The following is a 10,257-nucleotide window of genomic DNA, read 5'->3' as shown; positions in this document are numbered from 1 at the left end:
GACAAGATCCCCAGGTGAACCCGGTGACCGTCTCGGCCGTTCCGTTCTCCGCCTCAGCGGCAACGAGTGATTACTCTACGCACGGCCCGACCACACCACCAACACCACCCACATCCCGGGCGTGTCGTCCCCCGACTTCCCCGAGGACTCGCGGGAGGAGGGGTACCGAGCCGTGGACCGACGGGTGCCGGACGGCGGTGGCACGCGTGCCGACGCGACCCGGGAACGACGGAAGGCACGGTGCGGACCCGCACCGTGCCTCCCGTCCGACCGATCGTCGGCTCAGACGTCCGTCTCGTCCGCCGCGGCCAACTGGCCGCACGCGCCGTCGATCTCCTTGCCGCGGGTGTCGCGCAGGGTCGTCGGGACGCCCGCGGCGTTCAGCCGGCGGACGAACTCGTCCTGCACGTGGGGCTCCGACGAGGTCCAGACCGAGCCGGGCGTCGGGTTGAGCGGGATCGGGTTGACGTGCACCCAGCCCTTGCCACGCGCGTTGAGCTTCTCGGCGAGGAGGTCGGCGCGCCAGGCGTGGTCGTTCATGTCCTTGATGAGGGCGTACTCGATCGAGACCCGTCGACCGGTCTTCGCGTAGTACTCGTACGCGGCGTCGATCGCCTCGTCGGCCTTCCACCGCGAGTTCACCGGGATGAGCTCGTCGCGGAGCTCGTCGTCCGGCGCGTGCAGCGACAGGGCGAAGGTGAGCGGGATGTCCTCGTCCGCGAGCTTCTTGATCGCCGGCACCAGGCCGACGGTGGAGACGGTGATGCCGCGCGCGCTCATCCCGAGACCGTGCGGCTGCGGGGCGATCATCGTGCGCACCGCCTCGATGACCCGCTTGTAGTTGGCGAGCGGCTCGCCCATCCCCATGAAGACGATGTTCGTGACCCGCTCGGCGTCGACGCGGTCCTGCCCGCCCTTGCGCGGGTCACCCCCGAGCTCGCCGGCGGCGATCGCGGCGTTCGCGCGGACGATCTGCTCGATGATCTCGGCGGTCGACATGTTGCGGGTCAACCCCGCCTGGCCGGTGGCGCAGAACGGGCAGTTCATGCCGCAGCCCGCCTGCGACGAGACGCAGAGCGTGATGCGACCGGGGTAGCGCATCAGCACCGACTCGACCAGGGCGCCGTCGTGCAGCTTCCAGAGGAACTTGATCGTGTCGCCCTTGTCCGTCGCCAGACGTCGGGTCTCCGTGAGGAGCGGCGGCAGCATCCCGGCCACGAGTTCCTCGCGCTGAGCTGCCGGCAGGTCGGTCATCGTCGCCGGGTCGGACGACCAGTGCGTGAAGTAGTGCGTCGACAGCTGCTTGGCGCGGAAGCCGGGCAGGCCGAGCTCCTTGACCTTCGCGACGCGCTCCTCGATGGTCATGTCGGCGAGGTGCACCGGCGGCTTGCCGCGCTTCGGCGACGCGAACTGCAGGAGGGGTCGCCCCTCGGAGTCCTGCGCCTGGGTCCACCCCTCGGTGCGCGGGCGCACCTGCGGACGCGTGGAGCGCTGCTCCTCGAACGGGGTGCGGGTCTCGGTGGCCATCACTCCAGTTTACGGGAGGTGCGCAACTCCCCGTCGACGCGTCACTCCCCCGCGGGCAGCAGACGCGCGAAGTGGTGGGCGTTCGGGTACAGCGGCACGATGTCGACCGGGTCGCCGGGGTGCGGCGCCTGCAGCACGATGCCGTCGCCGAGGTAGATGCCGACGTGGTCCTCGTCGTCGAACACCACGAGGTCGCCCGGCAGGGCCTCGGACTGCGGGATCGTCGTGGCGACCGCGTCCTGCGACGGCACGTAGTGGACGAGCGGGATGCCGACGGCCGCGTACGCCACCATCGTCAGTCCCGAGCAGTCGATGCCGGAGTGGCTCGCGCCGCCCTCGACGTACGGGTCCCCCATGTACTGCAGCGCCGTCGAGACGATCGTGGCGCGCTTGCCGCCCGCCGACAGCACCTTCGAGATGGCCGCCTCGGCCTGCTGCGTGGTGACGCCGTACTTCGTGACGATCGTCGGGTAGGACACGATCGTCGTGGTGGTCGTCATGCCGTCCGTCTGCACGACGGGGACCTCGACGTCGCGGGCGACGGTGAAGGACTGCGCGTCGTCCGCAGCCGTGACGGTGGACGACGAGCTGCTCGTCGTGGTCGCCGGGGCCGCGTCCGCAGGGACCGCGAGCGTCAGCGTCGACGTCACGGCGAGCGCCGGTGCGAGCAGGATCGCCGCGCGCTTGGCGTTCGCGGCGCGGCGGACGTGCCGCGGGTCCGCGGCACGCTCGGCGCGGAGTGCTGCGGAGCGTGAGAGCACCGCGGCGCCGGCCACGGCGGTCGACGCGACCGGGCGCGGTGCGGCGAGCGAGACCGTGCGCGCGGGCTTCGCGGGCTGCACGAAGGAGGAACGGGCGACCGCGGGGCCGAGGGCGGCGCGACGGCCGCGGGGACGCCGCAGCTCCGCGGGTCCCGACGATCCGGGTGCGGTCGGCTCGGGTGCTGCCGACCGTGCGCCGTCGTGGGCTGCGGGCAGTGCGTGTCGTCCCATGGTTCCTTCCGCGATCGGGCGACGGGTGGTCGACCGGCTCCGGGAGATAACGTATTGGTCACGAAGCTGTGACCGCCAGGGCTGGAGCGTCCGGTTCCTGCGGTTCGTCTCAGCCTGCCGGGTCGAGCGTAGCCCTCCCCGAGCGAGCGGAGCCGGTACGCAGCGGTCAGGCGCGGCAGCGGTCAGGCGCGCTCGAGGTGGCTCCGGACGCGCTCCTGCACGCGGGCCGCGTCGTGGTGGTCCCAGAGCCCGAAGTGGGTGCCGCCGGGCAGTGTGAGGAGCTCGGCTCCGGGCACGGTCGCAGCGGCCCGGACACTGTGCTCCATCGGGACCTCGGTGTCCGCGTCGCCGTGCACCAGGAGCGTCGGTGCCCGGACGGCCCCGAGCTCGAGGTCGTCCACCGCTCCGAGCACCCGCACGTCGTTGTCCCACCCCGGACGGTTGCGCCCGCCCGCGTTGCCGCTCGAGGACAGGTCGAGCAGGACCCGGCGCCGGGGCCGGTCGTGCAGGACGTCCGCGACGTGTGCGGTGAGTGCCCGCCCGCGCAGGGAGCTGACGCCGGCCTCGGCGGTGCGGACGACGACGGACGGCAGCAGTCGCGCGGCGGACGCGGCGAGCGCCGCACCGACCCGGGTGTACGCGACGACCCACTCGGCGAAGGACGGCTTCGGCGGGACCCACCGCGCGGACAGCCCGGCGACGACGACGAGCGTCCGGATCCGGTCCGGGTGGCGGACCGCGAACCGGTAGGCAGCCGGGCCGCCGCCGGACCACGCCAGCACGGCGACACGGTCGATGCCGAGCCCGTCGAGGAGCGCCGCGTACCGGTCGGCCTCGTCGTCGAGCGAGGGGTGGTCCGGCTCGAGGGTCGTCCCCGCGTAACCCGGTCGTGCGAGGGTCACGACGCGGAAGCGGTCGGAGGGCAGGAAGCGGGCCATCGCCTCGGCGGAGGAGATCCCGCCGGGGGTGCCGTGCAGGACGAGGACCGGGGCGCCGGTGCCGCGCACGGCGACCGCGATCCCGCCGGTCCCGGTGCTCGGTGACGTCCGCTGCATCCCTGCACGCTACCCAGCGCAGCATGGGGCGGACCGGGGCTGCGCGGTGGACGCGCCGGGTGCCTCCCGGCCGACCTGCGGATCCGGACAGGCGAGGGAGACGGGCGGGCTCAGCCCGGCTGGGACCCCCGCGTGCGACCGGAGGTCCCGGCGACCGCGATCATCCGTCGCTGCCCTCGCAGCGTCTCCCCCGGGTGCTCCCCGTAGCGCGCGGAGTACGCGCCGGAGAAACGCCCCATGTGCCGGAAGCCGCAGGAGGACGCCACGGCTCCCACCGAGGTCTCCCGTGCGTCGGCGAGCTGCAGCGCGATCCGGGCCTTGTCGAGCCGGAGGTCCCGGAGGAACGCGGTCGGCGTCGATGCCTCGTGCCGTTGGAAGGTCTCCTGCAGCGTCCGGACGCTGGACTCGGCGCCGGCGGCGATCTCCGCGGTGCTGAGCGGGCGGGCGAAGTGCGCGTACATGTACGCCTTCGCCCGCTCGAGCGTGGCGACGGAGCCGTCGGGAACGCCGCCGTCGGGGTCGGGGCGGAACGCCTCGAGGACGGCCTCGGCGAGGCGCAGGTCCAGCCCCGCCCGCTCTCCGTCGACCACGTCGACGTCGAGCATCGCACCGGCGAGCTCGCGGAGCGTGCGCTGCAACGGCGCGAGGCGGGCGGACGGCACGGCGGCCGGGAACGCCAGCGGCACGGGGACGGCCGCACCGCCGACGACCGCGACGGCCTCGAGGAAGTCCGCGTCGAAGTGCACCAGGTGCACGGTGCCGGGCGGCGCCACCACCGAGAAGGGACGACCCGCCGGGCACATCACCGGGACGCCCGGGCGGAGCGTGACGCCGTCCTCGCGGTCCGGGTCGAGCACGACACCGCCCTCGACCGACCACGCGAGCAGGTACTGCCGACCGGGGTCGAGCACACCGCCGTGGTGCGCCGAGACCGACGAGGTCCGCAGGCTCACCCGCCCGTCCCCGGTGGCGCGGTACCGGTAGCTGAAGGGGGCGTCCCCGTCGGGACGGCACCACAGGTCGTGGCCGTCGTACACGTCCTCGTGGAGGGTGCGGGCCCCGCCGGGTTCCGTGCCGCTGTGCACGACCTGTCGGACCGAGGTCCGGCGCTGCTCGGTCGACCGGTCCTCCGCGGGCGGGTCGACGGTCGCGGTGATCACGTGCGGTCGCCGCGGCTGGGTCCGCGGACCCGCCCCAGGTCCGCGAGCGACGGCGCCGGGGCGCCCTCGGGCACCGCCCAGCCCCGTCGCGCGGCTCGGCGGAGGTGCCGGTAGGTGATGACGCGGACCGGGTCGACCCGCTCGTCCGTCTGGTACGTCGACATGTCGTGCTCCCTGCATCACGACCGCCTGGCGTCCTGCGTCGTCCGGAGCGTCCGGTCGGCAGGGTCGCGGGGTGGCGTGGCACCCACCCCGGCGGCCCCCGCGTGGCGTGGCCGCCGGACGATCTCGTCGTGTCGGCGACGGTACGCGCCGCCGGACGGCACCGCGGACACCGGACACCCAGGCCGCGCACTCCGGACGGAACGTCGTCGTCCGTCCGTCCGGTGTGCGACGGACGGGAGGCGCGTGGCGGGCGGCCGTGTGCCTCCCGTCCGGCAGCCGCTCGCGACAGGCCGACGACGCCGGTCCGGGCCTGATCGCGGCGGGCCGCCGTTGCCGGTCCGGCAAGGATCCTTGCGGTGCGCTCCGGTGCGCGGTCGACTGGGCGGATGCACGCGCACGACGACCCCTCCGCCCCCGCCGACGCACACACCTCGGCCCGCCCCGACGGCACTCCCGCGGGTGGGGGCGGCACGGCGCGTGACTGGTGGGAGGCCCGGTACGCCGAACGGGACGGGATCTGGTCGGGCCGGGTGAACGCGGTGCTCGCCGACGTGGTCGCCGGACTGCCGTCGGGTGGCGGCCGGGCACTCGACCTCGGGTGCGGTGAGGGCGGCGACGTCGTCTGGCTCGCGGAGCAGGGCTGGACGGTGACCGGTGTCGACCTGTCGCAGACCGCCGTCGACCGCGCCGACCGTGCGGCGCGGTCGGCCGGGGTGGCCGGACGGACCCGGTTCGTCGCCGCCGACCTGGCGACCTGGAGCCCGGCTCCCGACGAGCGGTTCGACCTGGTCACGGCGTCCTTCCTGCAGTCGTGGCCGGTCGGCATCCCCCGCGACGCGATCCTGCACCGGGCGACCACGGCGGTCGCCCCCGGCGGGCACCTGCTCGTCACCGCCCACGCCGCTCCGCCGCACCGCGACGTGCCCGAGGAGATGCGGTCCTACCGCTTCCCGACGCCCGAGCAGGACCTGGCGGCGCTGCGGCTCGACGACGGGTGGGACGTCCTGGTGGCCGAGGGCCGACCGCGATCGGCGACCGGACCGGACGGGGAGCGACACGAGACGGTGGACAGCGTCGTGCTCGTGCGGCGGCGGCCGGCGGAGGTCGACGCGTAGCGTCGGCGAGGTGGGGACGGACGGCACGGAGGGCACGGGCACGGCGCACGGCGTCGTCGTGCCGCTCGACGTCGCCGGGGTCAGGGTGGGCGAGCTGCACGACGGCGCGGACGTCCCGTCGGCCTGGGTGCCGCGGCCCTTCCTGCACCCGGTGCGGACCCTCGGCGGCGTGGTGCTCACCGACCGTCACCCCGAGGACCACCCCTGGCACTGCGGCCTCGGCGTCGCGTTCCCGGACCTCGACGGCGTCAACTGCTGGGGTGGACCGACGTACGTGGACGGTCCCGGCTACCGGTGGCAGGACGACCACGGCACCGCGAACGTCGGCCCCTCTGAGACGGACGGCGCCCGGGTGCGGCTCGGCACCGAATGGCGCGACCCGGCCGGCGCGCTGCTGCTCCACGAGGACCGCACGCTCGGCTGGCGTGCGACGCCGGACGGCTGGCAGCTCGAGTGGACGTCCACGCTCCGCGCGCCCGGTGCCCGACCGGTCGCGCTCGGCAGTCCGGCCAGCCACGGTCGCTCCGGTGCCGGCTACGGCGGCTGGTTCCTGCGGTTCGCCGCCTGCACGGACGTCGTGGTCCGCACCCCCGACGGCGCGGGCGAGCACCGCGTGCACGGTTCCGTCGCACCGTGGTTGGCCTGGACCGGTTCCTTCGCCGACGGACGGGCGCACGTGCTCGTCGAGGCGCTGGACCACCGCGATCCGTGGTTCGTCCGGGTCGCGGAGTACCCCGCGGTCGGTTCGGCGCTCGCCTGGCGCTCCCCCGTCGTCGTCCAGCCGGACGAGCCGCTCGTGCGGTCCTTCCGCGTGACGGCCTCCGACGGCTGACGATCCGTCTGCGCCGTCCGCGTAGCCTCGCGGTGTGTTCCTGATCTTCGGCACCCGCGGCTCCGACACCCTGCTCACCGTGGTCCGCTTCGTCTGCGGGGTGTGCGGCGTCCTGGCGGCGCAGCGGGTGGTGCGCCGCACGACGAAGCTCAGCCTGTTCTTCGTCCCGCTCGTCCCGCTGTCGCGCTCGCACCGCAACGAGTGCACCAACTGCGGTGCGGTGACCCGGATCACGGCCGAGCAGGCGGACCGGGCGATGACCTGGTCGGACGGCCGACCCGGCGCCTGACGCGGGTCAGCGCGCGCCGTCGAGCGGCAGTGCGTCGCTCGTCGTGCGCAGGGACTCCTGGCGGAGCTCCAGCTGCGTGGTGGCCAGCGCGGCGAGGTCGCGCAGGTTCGCCAGGTCGCCCTCGGACGCCTCACGCGGACGGACGTCGAGCACGGCGAGGGTCCCCACCGCGGTGCCGTCGTGCCGCAGCAGGGGCACGCTCACGTAGAACCGGATGCCGAGCGGCCCGGTGACGAGCGGACTCTGCCGCATCTCCGGGTGCACGGACCCGTCCGGGATCACCACGGGGACGGGTACCGGCGCGAAGCCGCTGCGGAAGCTGATGCTGCGCGCTGCCTCGTCGACCCCCTCGGCGATCCACGACTGCGACCACTCACGGTCCTCGTCGAGCACGTCGACCAGGGCGATCGGAGCGTCGAAGAGCCGTGCGGCCATCGCCACGGTGCGCTGCAGCGACTCCTCGGGCAGCGAGTCGAGCGTGGCAGGGCGGGCGTCCGCCGGGGCGGCTGGGGTCGGCTCGGCGAGGCCTGCGTCGGCGGTCGCGGTCGCAGCGGGGGCGGCATCGGACCGGGCACCGGTGGCCGCGGGGTCGGCTGCAGCACTCTCGGTGATGACGACGTCGCGCAGCATCGTGACGAGCTGCGCACCGAGGGGCCGCTCCGTCGGGTCCTGCGCCGTCATCGCGCGGAGCAGGTGCTTCCAGTGCTCCGGCAGCGGCTCCGGCACGACCGGGTCGCGCGACAGCCGGGCGATGGCGGACTCGACGAGCGACCCCGGGAACTCGCGGCGTCGCGTGAAGCACTGGAGCAGCACGAGACCGAGCGAGTACACGTCGCTCGCGGGACCGACGTCCGCACCCCGGGCCTGCTCGGGGCTGAGGTAGGCAGCCGTGCCCGTCGTGACGCCGTCAGCGGTGAGCCGTTCGACCCCCGCGGCCAAGGCGATCCCGAAGTCGGTCAGCCGTGCGCGGGCCCGGTCGGAGCCGGTGCCGTAGTCCACGAGCAGGATGTTGGACGGCTTGATGTCGCGGTGCACGACGCCGTGCGGGTGGATGTACTCGAGCGCCTCGGCCATGTCGTAGCCGATCTCGGCGATGTGCTTCGCGGAGAGCGGTCCGACCTCGAGCCGCGCCTCCAGGTCCTGTCCGACGACGAGCGACATGACGAGGAAGCGTCGCGGACCACTGCCGACGACGTCGACCACACCCGCGTCGAGCAACCCGACCAGCCCGTGGTGCTCGAGCGCAGCGAGGACGCCGAGCTCTGCCTCCTGCCGTGCCAGGTCGACGGACCCCGGGTGGAAGAGCTTCACGGCGACGGGACGGTGCAGCACCTCGTCGGTGGCGCGGTACACGACGGACATGCCGCCACGTCCGATCTCCTGCTCGAGTCGGTAGCGCCCGTCGAGGAGCGGCGCGGCGTCGTCGTGTCCCATGGGTTCCTCGTCGTCCTGTCGGTGGGCAACGATGCATCTTCGCATCCCGGTGCCCCGGATGCGCGCAGGGGCACGTCCACCGGATGGTCGCGCGTCGCAGCGGTGCCGCTAGCGTGACCGTGTGAGCGAAACCACGACCCCGCAGCCACGACCCTCCGACCCCGACTGGGAAGCACGCGTCGCGGCGCTGTGGGCGGACGACACCGTGGACGACGCTGCCCGGATCGACCGGATGCGCGAGCTCGCGGCGGTCGCACCCCATCCCGCGCTCGGCTCGTTCGAGCTCGGTGGCGCACACGACTCCAGCGGGCAGGAGGCCGCCGCGCACGAGCAGTACGCCGCGGCGACCGAGGCGGGGCTCGGCACCGTCGACCCCGACCGTGCCGCGCGGCTGGTCGTGCAGCACGCGTCGACCCTCCGGAACCTCGGCCGGATCGACGATGCGATCGCGATGCTCCGCGACGCCCCAGCGCACCCCGCGACCGGAGCGGCCCCTCGCGTCTTCCTCGCGCTCGCGCTGCACAGCGCGGGGCAGGTGGACGAGGCGCTCCGGGTGGCGATCGAGGCCGTCGAGCCGACACTCCCCCGCTACAACCGATCGGTGCGCGCCTACGCGGCCGCGCTCACGGGCGCGGACTGATCCGCCCTCGCCCAGCAAGCTGACTAGTTGCACGCTGGTCAATTGATATTCACAATTTGATGTTTGACATCGACCGGCTCAGGATGGACAGTGGTCGGACCGCAGACGGCGGTACGAACGGGGAAGTCATGGCCAGATCGATCATCACCACTTGTGCACGATGGAAGCGCCTCGGCGTCGCGACGCTCATGGTCGCGCTCGTCGCCTCGGTCGCGTCGGTGTCACCGGCCCACGCTGCACCATCCGACCCTTCGGCTGCTTCCCTCGGGGCCGCCTTGTCGAGTGCGATCGGCAGCGACGGCGTCTTCGATGGAGATCGTGCGCGCGCAATCGGCGTGTCCACCGAGGCAGTCGATGCGTTCGCGACCGGACGGTCGCTGGTCGGTCTCGCCAGTCGGCACGCTGCGGTCGACCGCCAGCTCGTTGACGAGGTGGAACGGTCGACCGCCGTCGTGCGCGCCTGCGCCGGGAAGAATCGGTGGGACCACACCGGGATCCAGCTGAACGTCTACCTCAACTCTTGCAACACCACGAGACTGCTCGGCGTGCTCGGAGCTTCTGCGGGAGTCGCGACCGCCATCGGGATCATCACCGCCGCGACCGGTCTCGGAGGAGCTGCGGCAGGCATCATCGCTGCCGGTCTCGCAGTCGCCGGCGGCGTGCTGACCGCATGCTCGTCTCGCGGGCGAGGCACCGTCATCCACAACATCCCGCCGGGATCCGTGGTCTGGTGCAACAACCAATGACCAACGGCAGGAGAAGACCGTGTCCGGAGATCGCCTGAGGACCAGCTTGCTGTGCATCGCTGCACTCCTCTCGGGTGCAGGAACGACGCTGGCGCTCGTCGGCGCGTTCGTGAGCCCTGCGGATCAACCGACCGCGACGTGGCTCACCGTCACGGCCCTGCCGTTGGTGCTGCTCGGAGTGGCCGCGCTGCTCGCCGCAGTGTTGCTCGGCCGTCGGCCCAGGTGAAGCAACGGACGGGAGGCGGGGGGCCCCCGGGCACCGCGCCGCCCCTCCGGGGTCACCCCGGCCGTGGGAGGGGGGC

Annotated in this window: 12 protein-coding genes; 6 read left to right on the top strand and 6 right to left on the bottom strand. The window is 73.6% G+C overall.

Annotated elements, in window-relative coordinates; all coding sequences use genetic code 11:
- Positions 1–282: 282 nt before the first annotated feature.
- The 5 genes from rlmN to M3677_RS16680 form a co-directional block, all read right to left on the bottom strand.
- The gene (gene rlmN / locus M3677_RS16700; protein ID WP_066653440.1) at positions 283–1,527 is read right to left on the bottom strand and encodes a 23S rRNA (adenine(2503)-C(2))-methyltransferase RlmN; all 1,245 of its coding nucleotides are present in this window, start codon (positions 1,525–1,527) and stop codon (positions 283–285) included.
- A 41-nt stretch (positions 1,528–1,568) separates the two neighbouring features.
- Positions 1,569–2,519 (bottom strand): C40 family peptidase, encoded by a 951-nt coding sequence (locus M3677_RS16695; protein WP_251155791.1) that lies wholly within the window; start codon positions 2,517–2,519, stop codon positions 1,569–1,571.
- 182 nt (positions 2,520–2,701) lie between these two features.
- A complete protein-coding gene (locus tag M3677_RS16690; protein WP_251155792.1) occupies positions 2,702–3,574 on the bottom strand; it encodes an alpha/beta fold hydrolase in 873 nt (290 codons plus the stop codon).
- Between the two features lie 110 nt (positions 3,575–3,684).
- A complete protein-coding gene (locus M3677_RS18530) occupies positions 3,685–4,734 on the bottom strand; it encodes a helix-turn-helix domain-containing protein (RefSeq protein WP_251161102.1) in 1,050 nt (349 codons plus the stop codon).
- The gene (locus tag M3677_RS16680) at positions 4,731–4,898 is read right to left on the bottom strand and encodes a hypothetical protein (protein ID WP_251161101.1); all 168 of its coding nucleotides are present in this window, start codon (positions 4,896–4,898) and stop codon (positions 4,731–4,733) included. The genes M3677_RS18530 and M3677_RS16680 overlap by 4 nt, the downstream gene beginning before the upstream one ends.
- Before the next feature lie 387 nt (positions 4,899–5,285).
- Between M3677_RS16680 and M3677_RS16675 the strand changes: the two genes are divergently transcribed.
- From M3677_RS16675 to M3677_RS16665, 3 genes are read left to right on the top strand one after another with little or no spacing between them, the layout of a single operon-like run.
- Entirely contained in the window at positions 5,286–6,014 is a 729-nt protein-coding gene (locus M3677_RS16675; RefSeq protein WP_251155795.1) for a class I SAM-dependent methyltransferase, read from the top strand.
- A gap of 10 nt (positions 6,015–6,024) precedes the next feature.
- Positions 6,025–6,846: a PmoA family protein gene (locus M3677_RS16670; protein WP_251161100.1), complete on the top strand. Its 822-nt coding sequence runs from the start codon at positions 6,025–6,027 to the stop codon at positions 6,844–6,846.
- 34 nt (positions 6,847–6,880) lie between these two features.
- Positions 6,881–7,135, top strand: a complete 255-nt coding sequence (locus tag M3677_RS16665; protein ID WP_066653429.1) for a hypothetical protein — start codon at positions 6,881–6,883, stop codon at positions 7,133–7,135.
- Between the two features lie 6 nt (positions 7,136–7,141).
- Here M3677_RS16665 and M3677_RS16660 read toward each other — a convergent pair whose 3' ends face one another.
- Complete coding sequence (locus M3677_RS16660) at positions 7,142–8,569, bottom strand: GAF domain-containing serine/threonine-protein kinase (RefSeq protein ID WP_251161099.1); 1,428 nt, start codon at positions 8,567–8,569, stop codon at positions 7,142–7,144.
- 121 nt (positions 8,570–8,690) lie between these two features.
- On the opposite strand from M3677_RS16660, the gene M3677_RS16655 reads away from it, so the two are divergent.
- The 3 genes from M3677_RS16655 to M3677_RS16645 all read left to right on the top strand — a co-directional run bounded on the left by M3677_RS16655 (position 8,691) and on the right by M3677_RS16645 (position 10,181).
- Positions 8,691–9,209: a tetratricopeptide repeat protein gene (locus tag M3677_RS16655; protein ID WP_251161098.1), complete on the top strand. Its 519-nt coding sequence runs from the start codon at positions 8,691–8,693 to the stop codon at positions 9,207–9,209.
- A 128-nt stretch (positions 9,210–9,337) separates the two neighbouring features.
- Positions 9,338–9,955: a hypothetical protein gene (locus M3677_RS16650; RefSeq protein WP_209685990.1), complete on the top strand. Its 618-nt coding sequence runs from the start codon at positions 9,338–9,340 to the stop codon at positions 9,953–9,955.
- Positions 9,956–9,974: 19 nt separating this feature from the next.
- On the top strand, positions 9,975–10,181 hold the full coding sequence (locus M3677_RS16645) for a hypothetical protein (protein WP_066653422.1): 207 nt from the start codon (positions 9,975–9,977) through the stop codon (positions 10,179–10,181).
- Positions 10,182–10,257: the final 76 nt, after the last annotated feature.

Source organism: Curtobacterium sp. P97, assembly GCF_023712445.1.
Classification (GTDB): Bacteria; Actinomycetota; Actinomycetes; order Actinomycetales; family Microbacteriaceae; genus Curtobacterium.
Note: the sequence above shows the minus strand (reverse complement) of the source record. Positions and strands in the feature narration are given on the sequence as shown.

Coding starts and splice junctions, on each gene's coding strand:
- rlmN (WP_066653440.1), bottom strand. CDS start 1,527: ATGGCCACCGAGACCCGCACCCCGTTCGAGGAGCAGCGCTCCACGCGT.
- M3677_RS16695 (WP_251155791.1), bottom strand. CDS start 2,519: ATGGGACGACACGCACTGCCCGCAGCCCACGACGGCGCACGGTCGGCA.
- M3677_RS16690 (WP_251155792.1), bottom strand. CDS start 3,574: ATGCAGCGGACGTCACCGAGCACCGGGACCGGCGGGATCGCGGTCGCC.
- M3677_RS16680 (WP_251161101.1), bottom strand. CDS start 4,898: ATGTCGACGTACCAGACGGACGAGCGGGTCGACCCGGTCCGCGTCATC.
- M3677_RS16675 (WP_251155795.1), top strand. CDS start 5,286: ATGCACGCGCACGACGACCCCTCCGCCCCCGCCGACGCACACACCTCG.
- M3677_RS16660 (WP_251161099.1), bottom strand. CDS start 8,569: ATGGGACACGACGACGCCGCGCCGCTCCTCGACGGGCGCTACCGACTC.
- M3677_RS16650 (WP_209685990.1), top strand. CDS start 9,338: ATGGCCAGATCGATCATCACCACTTGTGCACGATGGAAGCGCCTCGGC.